Genomic DNA, 24,276 nt, shown 5'->3' on the forward strand with positions numbered 1-24,276 from the left:
GATCGCTATGCGCGTAGAGCACTGCGATCCGCCACTCTGGAGGAAATGCCATGGACGTCATCTCCGTCATCCGCACCAAGCGGGACCGGGGGGAGCTGAGCCCCGAGCAGATCGACTGGGTCATCGACGCCTACACCCGGGGTGAGGTCGCCGACGAGCAGATGTCGGCCCTGGCCATGGCGATCCTGCTGAACGGCATGAACCGTACGGAGATCGCCCGCTGGACCGCCGCGATGATCGCCTCCGGCGAGCGGATGAACTTCGACGCGCTCTCCCGCCCCACCGCCGACAAGCACTCCACCGGCGGCGTCGGCGACAAGATCACCCTCCCGCTGGCCCCGCTGGTCGCCGCCTGCGGCGCGGCCGTGCCGCAGCTCTCCGGGCGCGGCCTCGGCCACACCGGCGGCACCCTGGACAAGCTGGAGTCCATCCCCGGCTGGCGCGCGCTGCTCTCCAACGAGGAGATGCTGCACGTACTGGACACCACCGGCGCGGTGATCTGCGCGGCGGGCGACGGTCTGGCCCCCGCCGACAAGAAGCTGTACGCGCTGCGCGATGTCACCGGCACCGTCGAGGCCATCCCGCTCATCGCCTCCTCGATCATGTCGAAGAAGATCGCCGAGGGCACCGGCTCGCTGGTCCTGGACGTCAAGGCCGGCACCGGCGCGTTCATGAAGAACATCGAGGACGCCCGTGAGCTGGCCTCCACGATGGTGGCGCTGGGCACCGACAGCGGAGTGCGGACCGTCGCCCTCCTCACCGACATGTCCACCCCGCTCGGCCTCACCGCGGGCAACGCCCTCGAAGTCCGCGAGTCCGTCGAGGTCCTGGCGGGCGGCGGCCCGGCGGATGTCGTCGAGCTGACCCTCGCGCTCGCCCGCGAGATGCTCGACGCGGCCGGGCTGAAGGACGCCGACCCGGCGAAGGCCCTCGCCGACGGCTCCGCCATGGACGTCTGGCGGCGCATGATCTCGGCCCAGGGCGGCGACCCGGACGCGGCGCTGCCGGTGGCCCGCGAGCGCCAGGTCGTCACGGCCCCGGCCTCCGGTGTGCTGACCCGCCTCGACGCGTACGACGTCGGCATCGCCGCCTGGCGGCTCGGCGCGGGCCGCGCCCGCAAGGAGGACCCCGTCCAGGCGGGGGCGGGTGTGGAGCTGCACGCCAAGCCGGGCGACACGGTGACCGAGGGCCAGCCGCTGCTGACCCTGCACACCGACACCCCGGAGAAGTTCGACTACGCCCTGAAGTCGCTGGAGTCCTCCTACGACATCGCCCCGGCGGGCACCGCCTTCACCCCGAGCCCCATCGTGCTCGACCGCATCTCCTGATCCCGCGCTCGTCGGCGGACCGGTCCGGGCAGATCCCGCCCGGTCCGCCGATGAATTCCGCCCCTCCCGCTGGTCTCTGTGGGTGTGAACACCCCAGACCCCGTCGTCGTACGCATCCAAGGGCCCGTCTCCCGGGACGATGTGCCCCGGCTCTGCCAGGAACTGAGCGCCCGCCTCGCCGGCACCGGCGCGACCGAGGCCGTCTGCGAGGTCGAGGCCCTGGCCCCCGCCGACCTCACCGCCGTGGAGGCCCTCGCCCGCCTCCGTCTCACCGCGGGACGCCACGGCTGCCGAATACGCCTCCACGAGCCCACCCCCGAACTGCTCGCCCTCCTCGACCTCATCGGCCTGAGGGACCTCATCGACCCCGGCTAACCGCTCCGCGCGGGCAGCCGGTCCGGCAGCCCGAAGAGCGGGAACCAGCGGTCCGTGTCGAGGAAGGAATTGATCCCGGCGATCCCGCCGTCCCGGATGTCCATGACCATCAGCGCCCAGGGAGTGTGGCCGTTCCCGTCCGCCGCCCGGTGGTAGTGGGCGAAGGCCGGCATGCCGTTCGCCGTGGTCGGCACGAGCCGAGAGCCCCGGCACACCGAGCCCACGCCCAGGAACCAGCCGACGATGTCCTCATGGCCCTGGAGCCAGAGGTCGTACGGGGGCATGGACAGGGTGGCGTCGCTGTGGAGCAGCTCCTTCAGCGCCTCCATGTCATAGCCCTCGAAGGCCGCCACATAGCGCTCCAGCAGCTCGCTCTGCTCCGCGTCCAGCGGGTTCGCCCGCTCGCTCGGCGGCGGCGGCGACTGCGCGAGCGTCGCCCGGGCCCGCTGGAGGGCGCTGTTGACGGAGGCGACCGAGGTGTCCAGCAGCTCCGCGACCTCCGAGGCCCGCCAGGCCAGCACCTCACGGAGGATCAGCACCGCGCGCTGCTTCGGCGGCAGACGCTGGAGCGCGGCGACGAAGGCCAGCCGGATCGACTCCCGCTCCACCGCCGTGTCCGCCGGATCCGCGACCGGCGCCAGCACCCGCCCGTCGGGCACCGGCTCCAGCCAGGTGGCCTCCGGACGGGTGTTCAGCCGCGCCTCGGCCACCGGGCTCGGACCCGACAGATCCATCGGGCGCGCCCGACGGCCGCCCGCGCTCAGCATGTCGTGGCAGACGTTCGTCGCGATGCGGTACAGCCAGGAGCGCAGCGAGGAGCGCCCCTCGAACCTCCCGATGCTCCGCCAGGCGCGGACCATCGTGTCCTGTACGGCGTCCTCCGCCTCGAAGGGCGAGCCGAGCATGCGGTAGCAGTACCCGGTCAGCTCCCGCCGGTACTTCTCCAGCTCCGCGCCCGGCTCCGTCGCCTGATCACTCATCGGGTCCACCCCCGTCACCCATCGGTCCAAGCGTTTCGAACCTACAGGGGAGGACTGACAACGAGCGCTCAGGTGCCCGGCTTGCTGCCGTACACGTGGACGTCGTCGCCGTTCTTCAGCAGCTTCCAGTACGCCTTGGCGTCGGCGGGCCGCATGTTCACACAGCCGCCCGAACCCGGCGGGTTCCACATCGACTTGGTCACCGAGTGGAAGGCCTGGCCGCCGTCGAAGAACTGCGCGTACGGCATCTTGACCTTGTAGATCGACGAGAAGTGGTCGATGTTCCGCCAGTAGATCTTCTTCGAGCCGACCCGTGTCTCGGTCCCGTCCTTGCCCGTCCGCACCGGCACCGGGCCGTACACCAGCTTCTTGCCGTCCTGGACCCAGCTCAGCTGCCGGGTGAGGTCCACACAGGCGATCCGGCCCTTGTCGACCGGGCACTTCTTGGCCTTGTTCGGGTTCTTCCCCGCCGCCCGCTGCTGGAGCATCGTGTTCATCGTCTGCCAGGTCAGCGGTCCCGCGTAACCGATCGCCGGGGTGATGCCGTGCTGCTTCTGGAAGGCGCGGATCGCCTTGCAGTCGGCCGTCGACTGCCGTCCGTCGACCTTCCGGCCGAGGAACCTCTCCACCTGCTTCTGATGCGGCCCCGTCTTCGCCGAACAGGCCGCGGCCGTGGCCGCCGAAGCGGGCGCGCTCCCCAGCGCCATCGTCAGCGGGACCACCAGCCCCGTCAGCGCGAGCGTGACGCCCGCCCCCCGGCCGAGACCGCCCGCCGCCCGGCGCACCCGGCGTACCCGCTCCGTCCGTATCGCGTTTCCCACCGTTCCCACTCCCTCCGTGCGCCGTCGCGCTCCGCAGCGGCTTGCACCATTTGACGCACATGAGGGGGGAGCCGTTGTGGGGAAATAGTCTCAATCCGGCTACATTCAGCGGAAGATGGCGCTCAGGCGCGGACCGGGACCAGACCGCGCCGCTCGGCGCGGGCCACCCGGGTCCCGTACAGGGTGATCGACACGACGCCCAGCACCGCCAGCAGGCCCAGGGCCACCGTGCCCGCCCAGCCGCCGGCGTGGAAGGCGATCGCGCCGAGCGTGCCGCCGACGCTGCTGCCCAGGTAGTAGACCGACTGGTAGAGCGCCGAAGCCTGGGCGCGGCCCGTGGTCGCCGTACGGCTCACCGAGGAGGAGGCGACCGCGTGCCCGGCGAAGAATCCGGCGGTGATCAGCACCAGCCCGGCCAGCACGGCGGCGAGCGAGTCCGACAGGGAGAGCAGCAGCCCCGCGGCGGTCGTGGTGACCGCCAGATACAGCGCCCCGCGCCGGCCGAGACGGCCCACCAGGGAGCCGGCGGCGGCCGAGGACGCGGTGCCGACGAGATAGACCAGGAAGACCGAGCCGACCACACCCTGCGGGAGGCTGAAGGGCTCCGCCACCAGGCGGTAGCCGATCACCGTGTACACCGCGCCGAACACCGTCATGAACAGCGCGCCGATCGCGTACAGCCGCAGCAGCAGCGGATCGGCCAGATGCCCGCGCACGGTCCGCGCCAGCGCCCGGGGGCTGAGCGTCCCGGGGGTGAAGCGCCGCGCCCTCGGCAGCAGCAGCCGGAAGACGACCGCGCCCGCCAGCGCCAGCAGACCCACCGCCAGCAGACCCGCGCGCCAGCCCCACAGCTGCGCCGCCCAGCCGGTGACGATCCGGCCGCTCATCCCGCCGACGCTGTTGCCCGCGACGAAGAGTCCGATCGCGGCGATCAGCGCCTTGGGCCGCACCTCCTCGGCGAGATACGCCATCGCCGAGGCCGGCAGCCCGGCCAGCGCCGCGCCCTGGAGAGCGCGCAGCGCCACCAGCCACTCCAGGTTCGGCGCGAAGGGCACCAGCAGCCCGAGGACGACGGCGATCGCCAGCGAGGCCGTCATCAGGGTGCGCCGGCCGAACCGCTCGGAGAGCGCGCTCAGCGGAAGGACGAACAGTGCCAGCGCGCCCGTCGCGGCGGAGACCGTCCAGCTGGCCGCCGAGGCGCTCACGCCGAAGTCGGCGGAGATCGCGGGCAGCAGTGCCTGGGTGGAGTAGAGGAGGGCGAAGGCGGCCATGCCCGCGGCGAAGAGCGCGAGGCTCATCCGGCGGTAGCCGGGACGGCCGGGAGCCAGCGGCCCGGAGGCGGGCGGCTCGGACGGTTCGGGGGAAGCGACGGCGGAGGCGGCGCCCACCGGAGTGGACGCCTTGGTACTGGCAGGAGGCATGTGTCGAACGTACGGTCAGCAACGTCATGCGTCCAATGCATGAAATGCAGATAATCGTTCCCATGATGCATGAGCACAGCTCACAGCCTCGGCTGTCACAGAGCAGTTACGAAGAAGACATGTCCTTGCTGCTCGCCCCACGCCTCGCGTACTTCGCCGGAGTCGCCCGCCACGAGCACGTGACCCGCGCCGCGCAGGAGATGGGCGTCCCGCAGTCGACCCTCTCGCGGGCCGTCGTCCGGCTGGAGCGGGACCTCGGGGTCACCCTCTTCGCCCGCCGGGGCCGCACCGTCTCCCTCACCCCGGCCGGCCGCACCCTCCTCACCTCCGTGGAACGCGCCCTCGCCGAGGTCGAGCGCGCGGCCGAGTCGGTACGCGCGGACGCCGACCCCACCGGCGGAAAGGTCGCCTTCGGCTTTCTGCACACCATGGGCTCCGAGACCGTCCCCGCCCTGCTGCGGGCCTTCCGGGCGGACCACCCCAAGGTCCGTTTCACCCTCGTCCAGAACCACGGCGAGGCGATGCTCGGCGGACTGCGCGCGGGCGACCTCGACCTCTGCCTCACCTCGCCCGTGCCGGACGCGCCCGACCTGGTCGCCCGCCGGCTGGACGAACAGCGGCTGCGGCTGGTCGTCCCCGACGACCACCGGCTCGCCGGCCGCAAGCGCATCAAGCTCGCCGAGGCCGCCGACGACGTCTTCGTCACCCTGGAACCCGGCTACGGGCTGCGCCGGATCACCGACGACCTCTGCTCCCGGGCCGGCTTCACCCCCAAGGTCGCCTTCGAGGGCGAGGAGGCCGAGACCCTGCGCGGACTCGTCGCGGCGGGCCTCGGCGTGGCCCTGCTGCCGCCGCCGGCCGTCGCCCGCCCCGGCGTCGTCGAGCTGACGGTCACCGCCCCCCGCGCGGTCCGCGAGATCGGCGTCGCCTGGCTCGACGGCCACCCGGACACCGCCCCGGTCGCCGCCTTCAAGAAGTTCCTGCTCTCCCGCCGGGGCCATCTGCTCCCGACCGAGCCCCCACTGCCGCCCACGGCCTGAGCGCCGCCCGCCGCCCGAGCGCTACGGCCTGAGCGACTTCCCGAAGCCCGCCGCCAGCGGCATCCGCAGCCCCAGCGGCGGCGGCGCGGCCAGCGCGTCCGCCACCGGACGCGAGTACGGATGGGGGAAGAGCGAGCCCAGCACGAAATCCGTCGCCAGCGCCATTACCTCCGCGTGGTGCTGCCGCAGCGAGTTCCCGTCCGTGTGCACCTCGAACCGGCATATGTTCCGGTTCACCTTCTTCGCGCGCTCCGCCAGCCGATAGGAGAGATCCGGTTCGGTACGCGCGTCATTGGTGCCGTGCACGATCAGCACCTGCCGCCCCGCCAGCTGCTTCACCGGCTCCGGAGCGCCCGCGCCGCCGCCGCGCGCCCCGCCGCCCACCCCGTCGTCGGGCAGCCAGGGGGCCATCGCCAGCACCGCGCCGACCCCCGGATGGTCCGCCGCGTGCAGCGCCGCCCGGCCGCCGAAGCCGTGGCCCGCCAGACAGATCGGCACATCGCCGTACCGCCGGACCACCTCGTCGGCCGCCCGCAGCGCGTCCGCCGCGAGCTGCGCGTCCGCTCCGTTCCACCCCCGGCGGCGGTAGTGCACCGAGTGCACCACCAGTCCGTCCGCGCGCCCCGCCCGCGCCAGCGCCCGGCCCAGCGGGAGGAGCCGCAGCAGCGAGCGCGCCGAGGTCCCCCGTACCGACTCGCGCTCCCCGTCGGGGAGCAGCAGCACCACCCCGCTCACCGCCGGGTCCGCGCCGCTCCGGGCGGCGGCCCGGCCGCCGTGGGCCCGGCCGAGCCGCACCTCGCCCTCCGCGGGGGTCGTCTCACGCTCTTCGGTCCGTCCCCGCCAAGGGGGCAGTGCGCGGTGTGCCATGGCAGAACAGTCTCAGAAGTACGCCCGTACGCCACCCGTACGCGCGGTCACTGTTACGTATCGACCCGGTCCGCTCTACGCGCGTAGGGACTAGAGTGCGCGAATGACGAGCCAGACCCTCAACACGCCCACCGCGGAACAGATCCGCCGCGCTCCGAAGGTGCTCCTCCACGATCACCTCGACGGCGGGCTGCGTCCCGGCACGATCATCGATCTCGCCCGAGCGACGGGGTACGAGGCCTCGCTCCCCGAGACCGAGCCCGACAAGCTCGGGCTCTGGTTCCGGGAGGCCGCCGACTCCGGCTCGCTGGAGCGGTATCTGGAGACCTTCGCGCACACCTGCGCGGTGATGCAGACCCGTGAGGCGCTCTTCCGCGTCGCCGCCGAGTGCGCCGAGGATCTCGCCGAGGACGGGGTCGTCTACGCGGAGGTGCGGTACGCCCCCGAACAGCACCTGGAGGCCGGACTCACCCTCGAAGAGGTGGTGGAGGCCGTCAACGAGGGCTTCCGCGAGGGCGAGCGGATCGCCAGGGCCAACGGCCGCCGGATCAGGGTCGGCGCGCTCCTCACCGCGATGCGGCACGCGGCCCGCGCCCTGGAGATCGCCGAACTCGCCAACCGCTACCGCGACACGGGCGTGGTCGGCTTCGACATCGCCGGGGCCGAGGCGGGCTTCCCTCCCACCCGCCATCTCGACGCCTTCGAGTACCTCAAGCGCGAGAACAACCACTTCACCATCCACGCCGGCGAGGCCTTCGGGCTGCCCTCGATCTGGCAGGCGCTCCAGTGGTGCGGGGCCGACCGGCTCGGGCACGGAGTGCGCATCATCGACGACATCACGGTGACCGAGGACGGCGAGATCCGGCTCGGCAGGCTCGCCTCCTACGTCCGCGACAAGCGCATCCCGCTGGAACTCTGTCCGACCTCCAACCTCCAGACCGGGGCCGCCGACTCCTATCCGGAGCACCCCATCGGACTGCTCCGCAGACTCCACTTCCGCGCCACCGTGAACACGGACAACCGGCTGATGTCGGGGACCAGCATGAGCGTGGAGTTCGAGCATCTGATCGACGCCTTCGGATACACACTCGACGACATGCAGTGGTTCACCGTCAATGGAATGAAAAGCGCCTTCATCCCTTTCGATGAACGCCTCGCGATGATCAACGACGTCATCAAGCCCGGATACGCCGAGTTGAAATCCGAATGGCTGTTCCGGCAGACCGCCGCCACCAGCGAAACCTCCCCCGAGGAGAGCTGGTAGCACGAATTCCGAGGTGGCCGGAATAGTCAACACCCGCCCACTTCGGGATGTTTGCCTCCGGGACGGGGGTGTGGCTAGCTTGCGGAGCCGCTCATATTCCCCCGTCCCAAGGACACACCTCTGATGAAGCAGTCTGCTGCCAGGACTCTCGGTGTCGCCGCTCTCGGCGCCGCCTTCGTAGCCGCCGGAGCGGGCGCGGCCACCGCCGCTCCCGCCCCCTTCCCCGACTCCGCCAGCTCGCTCGACACCGTGTCCAGCACGCTGCCGGCCCCCGAGCTCCTCTCCAGCGTCCCGGCGGGCCCCGAGTCGCTGGCCGGCGCGCAGAGCGCCCTCACCACGAGCACGGCCACCCTGCCCGGCACCCTCCAGGGCGCCGGCCAGCGCGCGCTGGCCCCCGGCGCGCCCACCGAGGCCGTCACCGGTCTGCTCGGCGGTCTGCCGGTCCAGCAGCTGACCCAGACCCTGCCCACCGGCGGCCTGCCCACGGGCGCTCTGCCCACCGGTGCTCTGCCCACCGCCGGTCTGCCCCTGGTCGGCGGCCTCCTCGGCGGAGCCGTCTGACCCGACGCCACCGCGCCCGCCGTCGCTTCCCCGTACGGACGGCCGAGCCGGTCCGCCGACCCGGCGGAGACCTGGGGCGTACGCCGAGATCACGGCGTACGCCCCAGGGGTGTGTCCGGAGCCGTACGCGCTACCAGGCGGCCTTAGCCGACCCCGCCGAACTCCGCTCGGCGGGCAGCAGCAGCCACATCGCCAGATACAGCAGTATCTGCGGACCGGGCAGCAGACACGAGACCAGGAAGATCACCCGCATGGTGAGGGCGGAAGTGCCGAAGCGCCTCGCCAGCGCTGCGCACACTCCACCGATCATGCGTCCGGCGCGGGGGCGGACAAGTGCGGCCATGGTGGGCTCCTTCGCGAGACCGGCTGTGGATTTCCACTGGGTCGTGGACTTTCCCGATATCCCCATGGTGCCGAGCGAAGACGGGCGAAGCGTCGCTCTACGGGGCGATGCCGACCCTGGGAATCGTCGGGGTCGCCCCCTGGGTGGCGTCCTCCCTCAGAACGGCACCGCCACCGCCGGGCCTCGTCCCCCGGTCGGAGGCGCGCGGCGCGCGGGAGTCCGAACGGCGATTCGCGGCGGGCACCGGGGGAGCGGGCGGGCGGGAGCGATCCGGGCGGCGCGGCGCACGCGCCCGGCCCCGGGCGCGGGTCCTGCGCAGCCGGGCCCGGCCCACGGGCACCACCAGCAGATGCGTGAGCGCCACCCCGGCCGTGTTCAGCAGCAGCGAGTCCACATTGAGCACCCGGCCCGGCACCCCGGTCTGCGCCAGCTCGATGGCGAGCGAGATCAGCGCCCCGGCGGCCGTGGTCCGGGCCAGCGAGCCGAGCGGGGAGACGGCGAGACGGCCGCTCGCCAGCGGCAGCAGAACGCCCAGCGGGGCCAGCAGCAGCAGTCCGCCGCCGATCCGGCGCACGGCCTCCGCGGGCCCGAGCACCAGATTCGCCTTCACGGTGGCGAGCGGTTCGAGATTCGCGGCCGTCACCCAGGGCACATCCAGCGGGCGCAGCGTCAGCCACCCGACTAGCAGCAAGTGCACGAGGAGGAGGAGAACCCCCGCCACGCGTACACGGATGACGGCACTGCCGCCCGTACCTTGACGCTGCACGCACGACAAGACGCGCCCCACGGCGGAAATGGTTCCGTTCCGCTTCTACGGGGCCGCCGACGACGGGGCCGACGGGGAGGCGAGCGGTGCGTCGGGCAGCGCCGCGACCGTCGGCAGCGGCTCGGACGGGCGCTCCTTGGCCCGGTCGGAGCAGGTGTACCCGCGGGGCGGATACTCCCCGGGCCCGCCGAGGACCACCGCGCCGCCCGGGGCCGCCGCCCGGCTCTCCGCGAAGGTGCAGACGATCTGCGCGAGCGCCGCCTCCGGCAGGTCCTCGGGCTGACGGCTCAGCCGCAGGGTCCCGGCCGGGTCGCCCGGGCGCGGCCCGCCGACCCCCACCGGCCCCTGCACATCGGTGCCGAAGCCCGCGTCCCGCTCATCGGCGGACGGCTCCCGCTCCAGCTCGGCCAGGAGTGCTCGGGCGATCTCGACCCGGTTGTCCGGGGAGGTCTCCGAGGGCAGCTCGGTGGTGCGGTCGACGGACTTCAGCTGGGACGCGCAGACCAGCTGCACGCGTACGGGAAAGCCCCGGGGCGAGGCCGAGGCACGGCTCTCGCCGCGCACCTCGCACAGCATCCGGGACGGGGCGGGACCCGCGTCCACCGGCACCTGTGTGGTCCGGATCCCGCACCCGGCGAGTATCAGCGTCCCGCCCGCCAGTGCCGTCAGAGCCAGGGCCTTACGCCTCACTCCGCGCTCCCCTCTCGCCGTTCGCCGCTCTCCCCGCCGTCCTGCGGACCGTCCGCGTCCGGGTCCGTGCCCCCGCCGCCCGCCCCGGTCGCCGACGCGCCGCCGGCCGGGGCCGACGCGTCCATCGGCAGCCGCAGCACGAACACCGCGCCGTCGCCGTCCGGCGAGTTCGCGGCGGTGATGGTGCCGCCATGGGCGATCGCGTTCTCCATCGCGATGGACAGACCGAGCCCGCTGCCGTCCGACTTCGGCCGGGAGGCGCTGGCCTTGTAGAACCGGTCGAAGACATGCGGCAGCACCTCCACCGGGATGCCGGGCCCGTGGTCGCGCACCTCGATCAGCAGCGCGGCGTCGCTCTCGTTCGGCCGCACCGACACCCGTACCGGCGAACCGCCGTGCTTGAGCGCGTTGCCGATCAGATTCGCCAGGATCACATCGAGCCGCCGGGGGTCGAGCCGCGCCATGATCCCGCGCTCGGCGTCCAGATCCACCGCGTCCAGCCAGGCGCGGGCGTCGATGCAGGCGGTGACCTGGTCGGCCACGTCGACCGTGTCCAGCACGACCTTGGCGGTGCCCGCGTCAAAACGGGTCACCTCCATCAGGTTCTCCACCAGGATGCCCAGCCGCCGGGTCTCGCTGACCACCAGATTCACCGCGGGCGCGATCATCGGGTCGAGGCTGTCGACCTCGTCCTCCAGCACCTCGGCGACGGCCGTGAGCGCGGTCAGCGGAGTGCGCAGCTCGTGCGACATGTCGGCGACGAAACGGCGGCTGGACTCCTCCCGCGCGCTCATGTCGGCGACCTTCTTCTCCAGCGACTCCGCCGTCTTGTTGAAGGTCCGCGCCAGCTCGGCCAGCTCGTCCGTGCCCGACACCCGCAGCCGGGTGTCGAGCTTCCCCTCGCCGAGCCGCCGCGCCGCGTCCCCGAGCCGGCGCACCGGCTTGAGCACGGTCGTCGCCGCGGCCTGCGCCAGCAGCGCCGAGCCGACGAGGGCCAGCGCGGTGGCGATCCCCAGCGACCACGCGAGGGTGTTGAGATCCTCGCGCTCCTTGTCGAGGGATTTCAGTACATAGCCGGTCGGCCCGCCGTTCACGATCCGCGAACCGCCGACCAGATACGGCTTCCCGTCGCGCTCCACCCGCTGCCAGTACAGATGGTACGGAGCCGAGTTGCCCGCGCTCAGCTCCTGACGGTCGTTCACCGCCTCCTGGAGCGTGCGCGGCACATCCCCGAGGGTGAAGTCGTCGCTGTCGGAGGTGGCGGCGACCGGCTTGCCCTTCTCCCGCTCGCCCAGCAGCAGCACGCTGTAGCCGGTCTTGCCGTTGGCCATCAGATTCGCGGTGTCCTGGAGCTCGCTCTGCGTCGGCAGCGCGGGCAGCGAGGCCGCGTGGCTCTGCATCTCCTTGCGGAAGGAGTCCAGCGCCGAGTCCTGGGTACGGGTGAGCACGGCCTCGCGGTTGAGCCAGTAGGCGATCCCCGAGGCGGAGACGGCGGCGGTCAGCGCGACGGCCGCGAAGACCACGACCAGCCGCAGCCGCAGACTCGTCCAGCGCAGCCCGGCGACCATCGCGCGCTTGGCGGCACCGGTCACCGCTCGTCGCCCTTCGCGGGGGCGGCGCGGTCCGTCACTGGGGAGCGTCCAGCCGGTAGCCCACACCGCGGACGGTACGGATCAGGGTCGGCGAGGACGGCACGTCCTCGACCTTCGCCCGCAGCCGCTGGACACAGGCGTCCACCAGCCGGGAGTCGCCGAGATAGTCGTGCTCCCACACCAGCCGCAGCAGCTGCTGACGGGAGAGCGCCTGCCCGGGACGCCGGCTCAGTTCCAGCAGAAGCCGCAGCTCGGTCGGCGTGAGCTGGAGATCCTCGCCGTTCTTGGTGACGGTCATCGCGGAACGGTCGATCATCAGCGAGCCGAAGGTGGCGGAGTCGGTGGACTCCCGCTCGCCCCGCCGCAGCACCGCCCGGATCCGGGCGTCCAGCACCCGCCCCTGGACGGGTTTGACCACATAGTCGTCGGCCCCGGACTCCAGGCCCACGACCACGTCGATGTCGTCGCTGCGGGCGGTCAGCAGAATGATCGGCAGCTGGTCGGTGCGTCTGATGCGACGGCACACCTCGAAGCCGTCGATCCCGGGCAGCATGACGTCCAGCACGACCAGGTCGGGCCGCTGCTCGCGCAGCAGTTTCAGACCGTCCTCCCCCGTCGCCGCGGTGGCCACACGGTGGCCCTGGCGGGACAGGGAGAGTTCGAGGGCCGTGCGGATGGCGTCGTCGTCCTCGATCAGCAACAGGAAAGGCACGAGCGTCATTCTGGCCCATGGCCGTGCCGGAGTTCGACCGCAGGCCCCGGGGCCCGTCTCCCCGGCCCGCTCCGGCTCCTCCCGTGCCGCTCCCGCGCCCCTCCCGCGACACGGCCCTCCCGTACCCCTGTGACAGGCCTGTGACAGTCGACGGACACCGCCATGAAATCGCCTCGGCAAGCTTCTAGGCACCTGGACGGAAACAGACACCGATCGACGGGGGGCGTGAGATGAACGCACTGCACAGCACCACCTCAAACGCAGTTGTCACGCGTCTCCACGACGTCGGCCGGGCGTCCGAGAAGTCCGGTGCCGTGAACGGGCGGGGGTGCGTTCGCGGCACCGGGCGTCAGCACAAGCCGTCGTACATGACGGTCGTTGACGTCACCCCGGGGCCGGCCGCCAAGGCCGCTCCGGTCAGGGAGAACAGGGAGAACGGCGCACGGCTCGGGATTCCCGCGCCGGAGGCCGGGGGGCTGTCCGAGGCGGAGTTCACCGCCTACGTACAAGAGCGCCGTTCCTCCCTGTACGCGACCGCCTACCACCTCACCGGCGACCGCTACGAGGCCGAGGACCTGCTCCAGAGCGCGCTGTTCTCGACCTACCGGGCGTGGGACCGGATCAGCGACAAGGCGGCGGTCGGGGGATATCTCCGCCGCACCATGACCAATCTGCACATCAGCGCCTGGCGACGGCGCAAGCTCAACGAGTACCCCACGGAGGAGCTGCCGGAGACGGCGGGCGACACCGACGCGATGCGGGGGACCGAGCTGCGCGCCGTGCTCTGGCAGGCGCTGGCCAGGCTGCCGGAACTCCAGCGCACGATGCTGGTCCTCCGTTACTACGAGGGCCGCACCGACCCGGAGATCGCCGACATCCTGAACATCAGCGTCGGCACGGTGAAGTCGAGCATCTGGCGGTCGCTCCGCCGGCTGCGCGAGGACCAGGTCCTCAGCTTCGGCCGTGACGAGGAAGAGTCCTTCGGCGAGCTGGTGGCCTGAGGCAACGGGGGGACACGGGGGAAAGCACGGGGGAATCACGGGGGGCCGCCGTCACCGGGGAGACGGCGGGATCACGGGGGCCACAAAGGTCGGGGGACCTGCGGGGTCAACGGGGGAAAACAGCGGGACCGGACGGGCCGGGGGGTCGTGTCCGGTCCCGCGACTCATGTCGTCCCAGGGGCCGGCCGGCTCAGGGAGAGCCGACCGGGGGCGCGACGCCCGCGGGGCAGCCGCGATGCCGTCCCGCCGCTGCCGCCGCCACCCGGCCGAGTGCCTCGTCCTTGTCGCACGGGTGCGCGCCCAGACTCGCCTGACGTGCCACGATCGCCCGCTCGGCCCGCATCAGCCGCCAGCCGCGCCGCAGCAGAACGCCCACCGACTTCCGGCCCTCGCGCAGATCCCGCGCCAGCCGTCGGCGGAAGGTCGTCGTCGGACGGCCCCGCAGACAGAGCGCGTCCGCGAGGACGCCCAGCTCCTCGCAGCGCGCCACGATGTCCGCCGCGAAGATCCCCTCCGCCACGAACAGGGGCGTGCGGTCGATGGCGAACGCCTCCCGGCCCACCCGTGCGCTGGTGGCGATGTCGTACACCGGGACGCTGGTGCGCCCGGTGTCGCACAGCTCGTTGATCGCCGCGACCGCGGCCTCGGCGTCCCAGGACAGCGGGGAGTCCCAGTCGATGTCCGTGCTTCCCGCGACCAGCGGAAGCGTCGGGTCGTCGCCGTCCTTGTAGAAGTCGTCCAGGCGCAGCACGGGCAGTCCCGTGCGGGCGGCCAGGGACGACTTGCCGGAGCCGGAGGGGCCCGCGAGCAGTACGACGCGCGTCGGTATGGCGGAAGAGGTCACGGGACACCAGTGTGAGGCATTGACCCGTAAGGGGAGCCATCGGGGATGACGGTGGAATGAGAATCACCGCTCAACTACGCTGGGTGCTCGTCCGATTACTGACCCAGGCGGGAAATCCCATGGCACGTCACGCAGCTCACCAACCCCGGCGCACCGCCCTGCGCGCGGGACTGACCCTCGCGGCGATGGCCGCCGCCCTCGGCGCGGGCGGTGCCGCGCACGCGGCGGAGCCCCCGCCGGTCGGCGGTCTCGACGCTGTCGGCACGGCGCTCAACGGCCCGGGCGGGGGCGCTCTCACGGCGGTCACCAACTCGGTCTCGGGCGTCGGTCACCTCACCAGCCTCCAGCTGAACCCGCTGGCCAACACCGGTGTGGACCCGCTGGCCAACGCGGTCGGCACCCAGGTCGCCGACTTCAAGCCGATCTCCACCGAGCTGGTCACCGGCCCGCTCTCCCAGGGCGGGGCGATCAAGGACCTCCCGCTGGTGGGCCCGCTGGTGCAGCAGCTGCCGCTGGTGCCGAAGGGCTAGGGGGTACGACCGAGCCCCCTGCCGCCGGACGGGGACGGCAGGGGGCTCCTTGTTCTGTTCTGCGGGCCTTCCCTAGTAGGAGGAGCCGGACGCGCCCAGCGCGCCCGTGGGGTGCCAGACGGTCTTGGTCTCCAGGAAGGCGGTCATCCGGTGGGTGCCCGGGTCGGCCGTGTACTCGGTGGTCCCCGGTCGCAGCACCCGCTTCAGGTTGTCCGCCGCCGCGATCTCCAGCTCCTTCGCCAGCTCCTCGCCGGCGCCCGTGAGGTCGATGCCGTTGACGTCCTGGTGCGCGGCGAGCGGGGCGGCGATCTCGCCCGTACGGCCCGAGAGGATGTTGACCACGCCGCCGGGCAGGTCGGAGGTGGCCAGCACCTCGCCCAGCGACAGTGCGGGCAGCGGGTTCTTCTCGCCGGCGATCACCACGGCGGTGTTGCCGGTGGCGATCACCGGGGCGATCACCGAGACCAGACCGAGGAAGGAGGACTCCTGCGGCGCGAGCACGGCGACGACACCGGTCGGCTCGGGCGTCGAGAGATTGAAGAACGGACCCGCGACCGGGTTCGCCCCGCCCATCACCTGGGCGATCTTGTCGGTCCAGCCCGCGTACCAGACCCAGCGGTCGATCGCCGCGTCCACCTGGGCCGAGGCCTTGGACTTGGAGAGGCCCTCCGCCTCGGCGACCTCCCGGACGAACTGCTCCCGGCGGCCCTGAAGCATCTCGGCGACGCGGTAGAGGATCTGCCCCCGGTTGTACGCGGTCGCGCCCGACCAGCCGCCGAACGCCTTGCGGGCCGCGACCACCGCGTCCCGGGCGTCCTTGCGGGACGAGAGCGGCGCGTTCGCCAGCCACTTGCCCTTGGAGTCGGTCACCTCGTACACCCGGCCGCTCTCGGAACGCGGGAACTTCCCGCCCACGTACAGCTTGTAGGTCTTGAAGACGCTCAGACGGTTCTGTTCGACAGTGCTCATGATCAGCGCTCGCCCTTCGGGGTCGCCGGGGCGAGGTAGGCCTCCAGGCCGTGGCGGCCGCCCTCACGGCCGAAGCCCGATTCCTTGTAGCCGCCGAACGGCGAGGTCGGGTCGAATTTATTGAAGGTGTTGGCCCAGACGACGCCGGCCCGCAGCTTGCTCGCGACGGCGAGCATGCGGGAGCCCTTCTCCGTCCAGATGCCGGCGGACAGCCCGTACTGGCTGTTGTTCGCCTTGGCGACGGCCTCGTCCGGGGTGCGGAAGGAGAGCACCGAGAGGACCGGGCCGAAGATCTCGTCACGGGCCACGGTGTGGGCCTGGGTGACATTCGTGAAGAGCGTCGGGGCGAACCAGTAGCCGGCGGACGGCAGCTCGCACGGCGCGGACCAGCGCTCCGCGCCCTCCGCCTCGCCGGTGTCGGCGAGCGCGGTGATCCGCGCGAGCTGCTCGGCGGAGTTGATCGCGCCGATGTCCGTGTTCTTGTCCAGCGGGTCGCCCAGGCGCAGCGTGGCCAGCCTGCGCTTGAGGGAGTCCAGCAGCTCGTCCTGGATCGACTCCTGGACCAGCAGCCGGGAGCCCGCGCAGCAGACCTGGCCCTGGTTGAAGAAGATGCCGTTGACGATGCCCTCGACGGCCTGGTCGACGGGGGCGTCGTCGAAGACGATGTTCGCGCCCTTGCCGCCCAGCTCCAGGGTGACCCGCTTGTCGGTGCCCGCGATCTGGCGGGCGATGGCCTTGCCGACCGCTGTGGAGCCGGTGAACGCGACCTTGTCGACGCCCGGGTGCGAGACCAGGGCCTCGCCGGTGCGGCCGTCGCCGGTCACGATGTTGACGACGCCCTTGGGGAGCCCCGCCTGACGGCAGATGTCCGCGAAGAAGAGCGCGGAGAGCGGGGTGGTCTCGGCGGGCTTCAGCACGACCGTGTTGCCGGTGGCGAGCGCCGGGGCGATCTTCCACGCGAGCATCAGCAGCGGGAAGTTCCACGGGATGACCTGGCCCGCGACGCCCAGCGGGCGAGGGTTGGGGCCGTACCCCGCGTGGTCGAGCTTGTCGGCCCAGCCCGCGTAGTAGAAGAAGTGCGCCGCGACCAGCGGGAGGTCCGCGTCGCGGGTCTCCCTGATCGGCTTGCCGTTGTCGAGGGTCTCCAGGACCGCCAGCTCACGGCTGCGCTCCTGGATGATCCGGGCGATCCGGAACAGGTACTTCGCCCGCTCCGCGCCGGGCAGCGCCGACCACTTCTCGAACGCCTTGCGGGCGGCCCGCACGGCCCGGTCCACATCCTCGGCGTTGGCCTGGGTGTACTCGGCGAGGACTTCCTCGGTGGCGGGGGAGAGGGTCTTGGCGCGGTCCTGGCCGCTCGACTCGGTGAACTCTCCGTCGATGAAGAGGCCGTACGAGGGCGCGATGTCGACGACCGCGCGGGATTCCGGAGCCGGGGCGTAGGCGAACGGGCCGGCCGGTGTGGTCTCTGTTGTCATGTCCGCTCAGTCCACAGTCACATAGTCGGGGCCGGAGTAGCGGCCGGTGGCCAGCTTCTGGCGCTGCATCAGCAGATCGTTGAGCAGGCTGGACGCGCCGAAGCGGAACCAGTGGTTATCCAGCCAGTCCGCGCCCGCCGTCTCATTGACGAGGACGAGGAACTTGATGGCGTCCTTGCTGGTGCGGATGCCGCCGGCGGGCTTCACGCCGATCTGCGTCCCGGTCTGCGCCCGGAAGTCGCGGACGGCCTCCAGCATCAGGAGTGTGTTCGCCGGGGTGGCGTTGACCGCGACCTTGCCCGTCGAGGTCTTGATGAAGTCCGCGCCCGCGAGCATGCCGAGCCAGGAGGCACGGCGGATGTTGTCGTACGTGGACAGCTCGCCGGTCTCGAAGATGACCTTCAGACGGGCCGCGCCGGAGGCCTCCTTCACGGCGAGGATCTCCTCGTACACCTTCAGATACCGGCCGGCCAGGAACGCGCCCCGGTCGATCACCATGTCGATCTCGTCGGCCCCGGCGGCGACGGCGTCCCGGGTGTCGGCGAGCTTCACCTCCAGCGAGGCCCGGCCGGCCGGGAAGGCCGTGGCGACGGAGGCGACCTTGACGTCGGCTCCGTTCAGGGCCGCCTTCGCCGTCTCGACCATGTCCGGATAGACACAGACGGCGGCGGTGGCGGGAGAGGTCCGGTCGGTCGGGTCGGGGCGCACGGCCTTGGCGGCGAGCGCCCGGACCTTGCCCGGGGTGTCCGCGCCTTCGAGCGTGGTGAGGTCGATCATCGAGATCGCGAGATCGATGGCGTAAGCCTTCGCCTCGGCCTTGATCGACCGCGTCCCGAGCGACGCGGCCCGGGCTTCGAGCCCGACGGGGTCGACCCCGGGGAGCCCGTGCAGAAAGCGACGGAGAGCCTGGTCGGAGGCGGTGACCTCCGAGAGGGCGGATGCGGGTGCGATGGGCATGCTCACCACTGGAGCATATCTACGCGCGTAGCGACCTGTACAGGGGGTGGGTGGGGCTCGGCACCCCGGCCCCCGCCGGGGCCCGGGATTCCCCGGTTCCGTGTGTGCGGACCCTCACCCTGGGCGACCGGACCCCGCCCGCTCGCGGGTGTCTACTCCGGCCGGCCCGGCGAGGCCCGGGGGCCACCGCGGGCGGCGAAGTGCTGGCGGATCATGTGCTCCAGTTCGGCGACGCAGTGGGCGCAGCCGTACATGGGGGCGTGGATGCCCTCGGTGGTGGCGGGGCCGAGCCAGATCACGGGGATGCCGGTGCGGCGGCAGTAGAGCCAGCACATGCCCGGGGTCCAGGCGTGGCCGTTGTTGGTCATGGGGAGATCCCGCGGCCGGGGGTGCCGAAGGTGCAGGTGATCACCTTCCCGGTGCCGGTGATGGTGGTCTCCCAGTGGTCGGTGAGCGCGTCGACCAGGAGGAGGCCCCGGCCGGTCTCGGCGGAGCCGTGGCGGTGTCCGAGGGTGGGCGGGGTCATGAAGGTGTCGCTGACTTTGACGACCAACCCTTCGTCCTGGTGCTCGATTTCCAGTTCGCAGACGCCCTCGGCGTGTTCGTGGACATTGGCCAGCAACTCACTCACGACCAGGATGACATCGTCGGCAATGGCCGCGCATTCCCAGCTTCCGATGTGCTGTATGACGGTGTGACGAATACCGCCGATCTCCGAGGGCTCCACGTTCAGGCGTAGATTCAACCTGTGTGCCAAGTGGGTTTCTGAGACGGGCGACATGGGTCCTCCGCTCGCTCAACTGTCTTATAAAGGGGTGCAGTTGAGTCATCGTGTGCACGTGTGGCGGCCCGGCCGGTGTCGAGTCGCGTGCTCAGGGATCGTCGCAAACAAGTCAGGTCCAGATCCACCGTCAGATGCCGCTCATATGCGGATGGTTGGGGGGATGCGATCTGGTCAGAGTGTCGTCAGAGTTGGGTCAGATCGAATGATTCATCTCTGCGCAAGCAAAATTGAGCGGACGCGGTCGTAGTGTCTTGCCGACGCGCCGGACGCACCGCAGAGGGGAGAATGATGGTCACACTTCTGCGTGTTCTGATCGACCAGCAGGGCTGGAACGAATACAAGACCTTCGCTCATCAGTACCGGGTCGCCGCCCAGGGGCTGGCCAGGGAAACCGGGGATTCCTCGCTGGCGACGCTCACCCTCTCGGAAAGCACTTTCGAGCGCTGGTACTTCGGAAAGGTCACCCCGCAGAACGACGCCCGGCGAGTTCTTGCGCAGCTGTTCGGGCGGCCGATCACTCAGCTTCTGGCCGAGGCGCAGGCGCAGATGCCGGGGGCATCTGTACTGCCGATCCGGGAGCCGGGGGCGGTTGCGCCGGTCAGCGAACCCCTCGCCGATCCTGGCGCGGATTTGGACTGGATGGGAAGGCATACAGCTATGGCCGCACGACGCGCGATCCGATTCGCCATGGGGGCGGAACGGAACGAGGTGGGGCAGGAGACCCTGGAGCACCTTCAGGACGAGGTTCGTCGTATCGCCGGAATTTATATCCGCGTTCCGCTGGGCACGATTTTGGATGATCTGACAAATATTCAAGACGAAACCTTTCGCATGCTGGAGAGCGGTCAGGCCAGGCCGTCCCAGACCCGGGATCTGTACTTTCTGGCCGCCCTTGAGTCCGGAATGCTCGCCAAGGCCAGCCATGATCTCGGCGACCCCCAGTCGGCGATGATGCAGGCCCGCACCGCCGCGGTCTGCTCCGCCCAGGCCGAGCACGTGGGGATGAGCGCCTGGATCCGCGGGCTCCAGTCCCTGATCTCCTACTGGGCCGACCGCCCCGAGGACGCGGTCCACTACGCCCGCAAGGGCGTGTCCGCCGCCGCCGGGCTCCGGGGCAGCGTCACCGTCTGGCTCGCGGGCCTGGAGGCCCGGGCCGCGGCCCTCCTCGGCGACGCCGAGACCGTCCTCTCCGCGAACCGGCGCGCGGAGGTCCTCAGGGAACGCTGCCGCCCCGACGATCTCGACGCCCTGGGCGGAAACTTCCTCTTCCCCCAGATCAGGCAGGCCTACTACAGCGTCGAGGCCTCCGTCCTGCTGGGCCACGGCGACGCCGGCCTGGTGCGCCGCGCCGAGGAGGCGGCCCTCGGCTTCAGTGACCCCGACCACCCGCACTGGGCCTTCGGCGACCAGGCCGGCGTACAGTCCGACCTCGCGCTCGCCCGCCTCTACACCGGCGACCTCGACGGCGCGGTGGAAGCCGTACAGCCCGTCCTGGACCTGCCCCCCGGGCAGCGCAACGCCGGCATCATCGGCTCGGTCCAGCGGGTGCGGGCCTCGCTCTCCCAGGGCTCGGTGCGCGAGGCGCTCACCGCACGGGAACTCCGGGAGGAGATCGCCGCGTTCAGCAGTCGTCCGACTCTCGCCATGCCGAGTTAGGGCCGGGGATAGGGTCCCGAACATGTATCCGGTCACGCGTGACGACGCACGCCTCAGCCTCCGTGAACTGGCCGCCGACGACATAGACGCCGTCCTCGCCATCTACGGCAGCGCCGAGGCCACCCGCCATCTCAGCTTCACCCCCCGCTCCCGGGAAGAGGTCGAAGGCATCGTCTCCCGCTCCATCGTCTCGGCCACCCACACCCCACGCGACGAATACGCCCTCGCCGTCGTCGAACGCACCAGCACCGAACTGATCGGCTTCGCCCGCCTCGCCCTCGACCCCCACCAACCCCTCGCCGCGACCATCGGCTTCGCCGTCAACCCGGGTTCCTGGGGCGTCGGATACGGCCGGGAAACCGTCCGCCTGATGCTTTCCCTCGCCTTCGACGACCTCGGCCTCCACCGCGTATGGGCCGCCCGCGCCCCCCTGAACACCGACTCGGAACGCATCCTCCTCGCGGCCGGGATGACCGAGGAGGGCCGCATCCGGGGCCATGTCCAGGTACGCGGCGAATGGCGCGACTCCATCGTCTACGGAATCCTCCACGAGGAGTGGGAGGCGGGCCGCAAGGCCCACAACGGATGAGCGGACCGGGGCGGCGGGGACGCGTGCTCCGGGGACCGGCCGGCCTGCGGCCACCGGGCCCCGGGCACGCTCTCCACCCTGTTCGGGGCCGGTCCGAACCCCCGGTCGACGCGGTCACCGCACCTGCGAGCGGCCACTGCCGTGCCACCCATGGCTGACGCTCTCGTCACCGGCGGCAACCACCGATCGTGCGGCAGCCGCCCCTCGCGCCGCCTCCCCCTCGGCGAGTTCGACGTGTTCGAGCGGCCCTCCGCCGACTGCCCGTTCGACCCGGCCGACGGCCACCGCTACACGGCCGACGGCGTGCCCGTGTGCGTACACCCCGAGAAGGTCGGACTCCCCCCGGCCCGGTACAAGTCCGACGGCATCCCTTTCACGGCCGAGCTGGAGCTGCCCGTCTCCCCGGCCGACCTCGACACCTATCTGCGGCAGGTCATGCACGGCGCGGCACCCGGAATCCTGGAACTCCTCATCGAGCAGGCCGTCCGGGAGATCCCCCGCGTCCACCCGGAGGTGAACGTCATCCAGGCGCTGCGCCGCGCGCTCGACTGACCGGCCGTCGCGCAGAGCCGGGATCCCGCCCACGGCGGGTCAGCCCTGTGGAGGCCGTGACACCGCGATGGCGACGGGCTGCTTCAGCCCTGTCTCCCACAGCGTGTCGATGACCATCTCGGTCACCCAGGACGCCAGGTCCAGCGACCACTCCCGGGCGGTGCGGCGGAAGGTCCGGCCCGAGGTCATCCGGGCCAGTCGCCGAACACATCCTCTTCGTGGGTGCCCTCCGCGTACTCCCGGCGGATCCAGGGGTGCAGGGTGAACACGGCGGCCGTGGCCGTGGCCGTACGGTCGGCTCGTTCCGGCGGTGCGAGGGCGACGGCTTCCCGCCCGCCGGGATTCGGGGGATGGCCCGATGCCGCGCGAGGGCTCGTCGCGACGGCGGTACGTGCGCCGTCCTCGCACGACAGGCCCTAGTCGAGTCCACCGAGACGAAGGGCGTCCTCGATCTCGCCGAGCTTCGCGGACGGCAGGACGCCCACCCGCCCGATCAGGTCTTCCCTGGCCAGGGTGACCAGCCACGTGCAAGGGATGAGGTCGGGACGTGGAAGCGCGACCCTCAGGACGCCTTCGAGAGGCAGCCCTTCGGGGGCACCTATCGCCACCTCGACGGCCACCCCGCTGAGATCGGTGCCCGCGGGAGCGACGACCTGCATCGCCAAGAAGCCGGACGCCTCTTCTCCCGACAGCAGTACGACCGCCCGCTGCTCGTTGAAATCCGCCCACCAGACTTCGCCACGTCGCACATGTCCTCCTGATACGGGACGGCGCGCCTGCGTCGCCGCACCCTTGTCCGCACCGGCCTCGCCGGAGTATTCAGTCCAGAAAGATTCCGGCGAGGCGTGGCAGGCGGCGACGCATCTCATCGCCGTCGGCGACGTCCCACCGAACTCCGGACGGCTCGGTAATGGCGCTGAGGGGGCCGGCTTCCGGGGAAGCCTCCAGCGCCTCGTTGAGCCCGTCCGCCTCACCGGTGAGACGTTGGTAGGCCCGGTGGGCCACCTGGTTGAAGTCCTCGTTCCCGATGAGCACGTCCCCGCCGTCCCGCACAGCCGGATGGTCGGCGAGAGAGTCCGGATCGGCGAGCGCGCGCTCGTACCAGTGCCGGCCGAGCGAGATGAGACCCTCACGGAAGTCCATGAACCCGTCGTCGGACCACCAGCCTTCGATGAGGAACGCCGCTGCCCACAGGTCGTACCGGTAAGCATGGTCGCGCAGCTGCCACTGACGCAGGGAGTACTGGACGATCTCGGCAGGCGTGCGGCTCACAAGCCGCTCCTCGCACGCGCGCTCGATCGCGTCGCGCCGGTCGTCGAAGTCCAGTTCCAGCGCGTCAACCTCGGCGCATGCCTCGTCCATCAGGGCCCAGAACTGCTCGACGTCCATCACGGCCTGAGTATGCCAGCCGCTTCAAAACCCCACGTCTGCGGCACAGTCGGTGCCTGGCCAGCTCGCCGCCGGACAACGGCCATGCGCCCATGGCCGGCGGCGTTGGGGTGCACGAGGGTGGCCCGGGCGCTGCCCGGAAGGCCCGCACCCCAGGGTGCGCACAGGGTCAGGAGGCGGCGACGAACTTCCAGCCGGTTTCGAAGTTGTCCCAGCGGTCGGTGGAGGACAGGTTGGTGCCCGATGCCTCGGGGGCGGCGACGGTGATGACGCCACCGAGGCTGGAGCTTCCCTTGTAGCGCAGGCGGATGCCGTCGGAGCCGGTGGGATGGGGCTGGGCGGGCCTGGCGGGGTCGAAACTCGAACCGGTGAAGCCGGGGTAGCCCGCGGCCCAGATTTGTGACCAGCCGTCCTGGGCCAGGGGCTGCTGGACGAAGGTATTGCTCGCCTCCTGGTGGACCAGGGCCATGCCGCTGTGCACATTGGTGATCCGGAACCAGGTGTAGAACTGGTTCTCGTCATCGAAAACGGTCACCCGCCACCGCTGGTTGGCACCACCGTGGCGCGGCCACAACAGCGCCCTCCCACCCGCCTGCTGGGAGGCACCGGCCAGATCCCACACCAGGTTGGGCTGTCCGGCCAGGTGGATGAACACATCCCCGTCCGGGATGTCGAACGTCGCTTCACGGTCGCGGATCCTCGGCATACCGCTCTCCCCTTCACCAGTCTCAGGATGTCCAGCACGGTCCGATCCGCCTTCACCGTAG

The 24,276-nt window shown here is 71.3% G+C and carries 29 protein-coding genes; 10 read left to right on the forward strand and 19 right to left on the reverse strand.

Annotation, left to right across the window (positions count from 1 at the left end; genetic code table 11):
- Positions 1-50: 50 nt before the first annotated feature.
- Both ABD371_RS20945 and ABD371_RS20950 read left to right on the forward strand, forming a co-directional pair.
- Positions 51-1,328, forward strand: coding sequence for a thymidine phosphorylase (locus ABD371_RS20945; protein ID WP_344479069.1), 1,278 nt, complete (start codon positions 51-53; stop codon positions 1,326-1,328).
- Positions 1,329-1,412: 84 nt separating this feature from the next.
- Positions 1,413-1,703 carry an STAS domain-containing protein gene (locus tag ABD371_RS20950; protein ID WP_344479070.1) on the forward strand — a complete coding sequence of 97 codons (291 nt, stop codon included), beginning with the start codon at positions 1,413-1,415 and terminating at the stop codon, positions 1,701-1,703.
- Here the strand turns inward: ABD371_RS20950 and ABD371_RS20955 are convergent.
- From ABD371_RS20955 to ABD371_RS20965, 3 genes are all read right to left on the reverse strand, one after another.
- A complete protein-coding gene (locus ABD371_RS20955) occupies positions 1,700-2,683 on the reverse strand; it encodes a sigma-70 family RNA polymerase sigma factor (protein WP_344479072.1) in 984 nt (327 codons plus the stop codon). The two genes, ABD371_RS20950 and ABD371_RS20955, sit on opposite strands and share 4 nt — an antisense overlap.
- A gap of 68 nt (positions 2,684-2,751) precedes the next feature.
- Entirely contained in the window at positions 2,752-3,390 is a 639-nt protein-coding gene (locus ABD371_RS20960) for a L,D-transpeptidase family protein (protein ID WP_344479236.1), read from the reverse strand.
- Between the two features lie 236 nt (positions 3,391-3,626).
- The gene (locus ABD371_RS20965) at positions 3,627-4,925 is read right to left on the reverse strand and encodes an MFS transporter (RefSeq protein ID WP_344479073.1); all 1,299 of its coding nucleotides are present in this window, start codon (positions 4,923-4,925) and stop codon (positions 3,627-3,629) included.
- A gap of 62 nt (positions 4,926-4,987) precedes the next feature.
- Between ABD371_RS20965 and ABD371_RS20970 the strand changes: the two genes are divergently transcribed.
- Complete coding sequence (locus tag ABD371_RS20970; RefSeq protein WP_344479075.1) at positions 4,988-5,965, forward strand: LysR family transcriptional regulator; 978 nt, start codon at positions 4,988-4,990, stop codon at positions 5,963-5,965.
- Between the two features lie 21 nt (positions 5,966-5,986).
- On the opposite strand, the gene ABD371_RS20975 is transcribed toward ABD371_RS20970, so the two are convergent.
- Complete coding sequence (locus tag ABD371_RS20975; protein ID WP_344479076.1) at positions 5,987-6,832, reverse strand: alpha/beta fold hydrolase; 846 nt, start codon at positions 6,830-6,832, stop codon at positions 5,987-5,989.
- A gap of 103 nt (positions 6,833-6,935) precedes the next feature.
- On the opposite strand from ABD371_RS20975, the gene ABD371_RS20980 reads away from it, so the two are divergent.
- Positions 6,936-8,096 (forward strand): adenosine deaminase, encoded by a 1,161-nt coding sequence (locus ABD371_RS20980; protein ID WP_344479078.1) that lies wholly within the window; start codon positions 6,936-6,938, stop codon positions 8,094-8,096.
- A gap of 123 nt (positions 8,097-8,219) precedes the next feature.
- Positions 8,220-8,657, forward strand: a complete 438-nt coding sequence (locus ABD371_RS20985) for an ATP-binding protein (RefSeq protein ID WP_344479079.1) — start codon at positions 8,220-8,222, stop codon at positions 8,655-8,657.
- Between the two features lie 130 nt (positions 8,658-8,787).
- On the opposite strand, the gene ABD371_RS20990 is transcribed toward ABD371_RS20985, so the two are convergent.
- The 5 genes from ABD371_RS20990 to afsQ1 all read right to left on the reverse strand — a co-directional run bounded on the left by ABD371_RS20990 (position 8,788) and on the right by afsQ1 (position 12,760).
- The gene (locus ABD371_RS20990) at positions 8,788-9,000 is read right to left on the reverse strand and encodes a PspC domain-containing protein (protein WP_344479081.1); all 213 of its coding nucleotides are present in this window, start codon (positions 8,998-9,000) and stop codon (positions 8,788-8,790) included.
- A gap of 97 nt (positions 9,001-9,097) precedes the next feature.
- Positions 9,098-9,766 (reverse strand): VanZ family protein, encoded by a 669-nt coding sequence (locus ABD371_RS20995; protein ID WP_344479083.1) that lies wholly within the window; start codon positions 9,764-9,766, stop codon positions 9,098-9,100.
- A gap of 45 nt (positions 9,767-9,811) precedes the next feature.
- Positions 9,812-10,456, reverse strand: coding sequence for a hypothetical protein (locus ABD371_RS21000; RefSeq protein ID WP_344479084.1), 645 nt, complete (start codon positions 10,454-10,456; stop codon positions 9,812-9,814).
- Entirely contained in the window at positions 10,453-12,048 is a 1,596-nt protein-coding gene (locus ABD371_RS21005; RefSeq protein WP_344479086.1) for an ATP-binding protein, read from the reverse strand. Before ABD371_RS21005 ends, ABD371_RS21000 begins: the two co-directional genes overlap by 4 nt.
- Before the next feature lie 34 nt (positions 12,049-12,082).
- The gene (gene afsQ1 / locus ABD371_RS21010; RefSeq protein ID WP_190121570.1) at positions 12,083-12,760 is read right to left on the reverse strand and encodes a two-component system response regulator AfsQ1; all 678 of its coding nucleotides are present in this window, start codon (positions 12,758-12,760) and stop codon (positions 12,083-12,085) included.
- 230 nt (positions 12,761-12,990) lie between these two features.
- Here afsQ1 and ABD371_RS21015 point away from each other — a divergent pair, with 230 nt between their 5' ends.
- Positions 12,991-13,761 carry a SigE family RNA polymerase sigma factor gene (locus tag ABD371_RS21015; protein WP_344479087.1) on the forward strand — a complete coding sequence of 257 codons (771 nt, stop codon included), beginning with the start codon at positions 12,991-12,993 and terminating at the stop codon, positions 13,759-13,761.
- Positions 13,762-13,951: 190 nt separating this feature from the next.
- Here ABD371_RS21015 and ABD371_RS21020 read toward each other — a convergent pair whose 3' ends face one another.
- On the reverse strand, positions 13,952-14,605 hold the full coding sequence (locus tag ABD371_RS21020) for a uridine kinase family protein (RefSeq protein ID WP_344479089.1): 654 nt from the start codon (positions 14,603-14,605) through the stop codon (positions 13,952-13,954).
- 119 nt (positions 14,606-14,724) lie between these two features.
- On the opposite strand from ABD371_RS21020, the gene ABD371_RS21025 reads away from it, so the two are divergent.
- On the forward strand, positions 14,725-15,135 hold the full coding sequence (locus tag ABD371_RS21025; RefSeq protein ID WP_344479090.1) for a hypothetical protein: 411 nt from the start codon (positions 14,725-14,727) through the stop codon (positions 15,133-15,135).
- A gap of 72 nt (positions 15,136-15,207) precedes the next feature.
- Here ABD371_RS21025 and ABD371_RS21030 read toward each other — a convergent pair whose 3' ends face one another.
- The 5 genes from ABD371_RS21030 to ABD371_RS21050 all read right to left on the reverse strand — a co-directional run bounded on the left by ABD371_RS21030 (position 15,208) and on the right by ABD371_RS21050 (position 19,320).
- On the reverse strand, positions 15,208-16,104 hold the full coding sequence (locus ABD371_RS21030) for an aldehyde dehydrogenase family protein (RefSeq protein ID WP_344479092.1): 897 nt from the start codon (positions 16,102-16,104) through the stop codon (positions 15,208-15,210).
- Between the two features lie 2 nt (positions 16,105-16,106).
- Entirely contained in the window at positions 16,107-17,582 is a 1,476-nt protein-coding gene (locus ABD371_RS21035; protein WP_344479094.1) for an aldehyde dehydrogenase family protein, read from the reverse strand.
- Positions 17,583-17,588: 6 nt separating this feature from the next.
- On the reverse strand, positions 17,589-18,539 hold the full coding sequence (gene deoC / locus ABD371_RS21040; protein ID WP_190121564.1) for a deoxyribose-phosphate aldolase: 951 nt from the start codon (positions 18,537-18,539) through the stop codon (positions 17,589-17,591).
- Positions 18,540-18,691: 152 nt separating this feature from the next.
- Entirely contained in the window at positions 18,692-18,907 is a 216-nt protein-coding gene (locus tag ABD371_RS21045) for a hypothetical protein (protein WP_344479096.1), read from the reverse strand.
- The gene (locus ABD371_RS21050) at positions 18,904-19,320 is read right to left on the reverse strand and encodes an ATP-binding protein (RefSeq protein ID WP_344479097.1); all 417 of its coding nucleotides are present in this window, start codon (positions 19,318-19,320) and stop codon (positions 18,904-18,906) included. Before ABD371_RS21050 ends, ABD371_RS21045 begins: the two co-directional genes overlap by 4 nt.
- A gap of 291 nt (positions 19,321-19,611) precedes the next feature.
- On the opposite strand from ABD371_RS21050, the gene ABD371_RS21055 reads away from it, so the two are divergent.
- From ABD371_RS21055 to ABD371_RS21065, 3 genes are all read left to right on the forward strand, one after another.
- On the forward strand, positions 19,612-20,979 hold the full coding sequence (locus tag ABD371_RS21055; protein WP_344479099.1) for an NsdA family TPR-like regulatory protein: 1,368 nt from the start codon (positions 19,612-19,614) through the stop codon (positions 20,977-20,979).
- Between the two features lie 22 nt (positions 20,980-21,001).
- Positions 21,002-21,568 (forward strand): GNAT family N-acetyltransferase, encoded by a 567-nt coding sequence (locus ABD371_RS21060; protein ID WP_344479100.1) that lies wholly within the window; start codon positions 21,002-21,004, stop codon positions 21,566-21,568.
- A gap of 150 nt (positions 21,569-21,718) precedes the next feature.
- Positions 21,719-22,120, forward strand: coding sequence for a hypothetical protein (locus ABD371_RS21065; protein WP_344479102.1), 402 nt, complete (start codon positions 21,719-21,721; stop codon positions 22,118-22,120).
- Positions 22,121-22,159: 39 nt separating this feature from the next.
- On the opposite strand, the gene ABD371_RS21070 is transcribed toward ABD371_RS21065, so the two are convergent.
- The 4 genes from ABD371_RS21070 to ABD371_RS21085 all read right to left on the reverse strand — a co-directional run bounded on the left by ABD371_RS21070 (position 22,160) and on the right by ABD371_RS21085 (position 24,215).
- Positions 22,160-22,309 carry a hypothetical protein gene (locus ABD371_RS21070; RefSeq protein WP_344479103.1) on the reverse strand — a complete coding sequence of 50 codons (150 nt, stop codon included), beginning with the start codon at positions 22,307-22,309 and terminating at the stop codon, positions 22,160-22,162.
- A gap of 227 nt (positions 22,310-22,536) precedes the next feature.
- Positions 22,537-22,869 (reverse strand): type II toxin-antitoxin system PemK/MazF family toxin, encoded by a 333-nt coding sequence (locus ABD371_RS21075; RefSeq protein ID WP_344479105.1) that lies wholly within the window; start codon positions 22,867-22,869, stop codon positions 22,537-22,539.
- 70 nt (positions 22,870-22,939) lie between these two features.
- Entirely contained in the window at positions 22,940-23,509 is a 570-nt protein-coding gene (locus tag ABD371_RS21080; RefSeq protein ID WP_344479106.1) for a DUF4240 domain-containing protein, read from the reverse strand.
- 169 nt (positions 23,510-23,678) lie between these two features.
- Positions 23,679-24,215, reverse strand: coding sequence for an RICIN domain-containing protein (locus ABD371_RS21085; protein WP_344479107.1), 537 nt, complete (start codon positions 24,213-24,215; stop codon positions 23,679-23,681).
- Positions 24,216-24,276 lie beyond the last annotated feature (61 nt).

It is taken from the genome of Streptomyces amakusaensis (assembly GCF_039532665.1).
GTDB lineage: Bacteria > Actinomycetota > Actinomycetes > Streptomycetales > Streptomycetaceae > Streptomyces > Streptomyces amakusaensis.

Bases quoted from the DNA above. Each gene is read 5' to 3' on its own strand.
- deoC (WP_190121564.1), bottom strand. From the start codon at position 18,539: ATGCCCATCGCACCCGCATCCGCCCTCTCGGAGGTCACCGCCTCCGAC.
- ABD371_RS21030 (WP_344479092.1), bottom strand. From the start codon at position 16,104: ATGAGCACTGTCGAACAGAACCGTCTGAGCGTCTTCAAGACCTACAAG.
- ABD371_RS21050 (WP_344479097.1), bottom strand. From the start codon at position 19,320: ATGTCGCCCGTCTCAGAAACCCACTTGGCACACAGGTTGAATCTACGC.
- ABD371_RS20975 (WP_344479076.1), bottom strand. From the start codon at position 6,832: ATGGCACACCGCGCACTGCCCCCTTGGCGGGGACGGACCGAAGAGCGT.
- ABD371_RS21060 (WP_344479100.1), top strand. From the start codon at position 21,002: ATGTATCCGGTCACGCGTGACGACGCACGCCTCAGCCTCCGTGAACTG.
- ABD371_RS21015 (WP_344479087.1), top strand. From the start codon at position 12,991: ATGAACGCACTGCACAGCACCACCTCAAACGCAGTTGTCACGCGTCTC.
- ABD371_RS20965 (WP_344479073.1), bottom strand. From the start codon at position 4,925: ATGCCTCCTGCCAGTACCAAGGCGTCCACTCCGGTGGGCGCCGCCTCC.
- ABD371_RS21085 (WP_344479107.1), bottom strand. From the start codon at position 24,215: ATGCCGAGGATCCGCGACCGTGAAGCGACGTTCGACATCCCGGACGGG.
- ABD371_RS20980 (WP_344479078.1), top strand. From the start codon at position 6,936: ATGACGAGCCAGACCCTCAACACGCCCACCGCGGAACAGATCCGCCGC.
- ABD371_RS20960 (WP_344479236.1), bottom strand. From the start codon at position 3,390: ATGGCGCTGGGGAGCGCGCCCGCTTCGGCGGCCACGGCCGCGGCCTGT.
- ABD371_RS21080 (WP_344479106.1), bottom strand. From the start codon at position 23,509: ATGGACGTCGAGCAGTTCTGGGCCCTGATGGACGAGGCATGCGCCGAG.
- ABD371_RS21070 (WP_344479103.1), bottom strand. From the start codon at position 22,309: ATGACCTCGGGCCGGACCTTCCGCCGCACCGCCCGGGAGTGGTCGCTG.
- ABD371_RS21045 (WP_344479096.1), bottom strand. From the start codon at position 18,907: ATGACCAACAACGGCCACGCCTGGACCCCGGGCATGTGCTGGCTCTAC.
- ABD371_RS20955 (WP_344479072.1), bottom strand. From the start codon at position 2,683: ATGAGTGATCAGGCGACGGAGCCGGGCGCGGAGCTGGAGAAGTACCGG.
- ABD371_RS20990 (WP_344479081.1), bottom strand. From the start codon at position 9,000: ATGGCCGCACTTGTCCGCCCCCGCGCCGGACGCATGATCGGTGGAGTG.
- ABD371_RS21025 (WP_344479090.1), top strand. From the start codon at position 14,725: ATGGCACGTCACGCAGCTCACCAACCCCGGCGCACCGCCCTGCGCGCG.
- ABD371_RS21035 (WP_344479094.1), bottom strand. From the start codon at position 17,582: ATGACAACAGAGACCACACCGGCCGGCCCGTTCGCCTACGCCCCGGCT.
- ABD371_RS20985 (WP_344479079.1), top strand. From the start codon at position 8,220: ATGAAGCAGTCTGCTGCCAGGACTCTCGGTGTCGCCGCTCTCGGCGCC.
- ABD371_RS21065 (WP_344479102.1), top strand. From the start codon at position 21,719: ATGGCTGACGCTCTCGTCACCGGCGGCAACCACCGATCGTGCGGCAGC.
- ABD371_RS20970 (WP_344479075.1), top strand. From the start codon at position 4,988: ATGATGCATGAGCACAGCTCACAGCCTCGGCTGTCACAGAGCAGTTAC.
- ABD371_RS21055 (WP_344479099.1), top strand. From the start codon at position 19,612: ATGGTCACACTTCTGCGTGTTCTGATCGACCAGCAGGGCTGGAACGAA.
- ABD371_RS20945 (WP_344479069.1), top strand. From the start codon at position 51: ATGGACGTCATCTCCGTCATCCGCACCAAGCGGGACCGGGGGGAGCTG.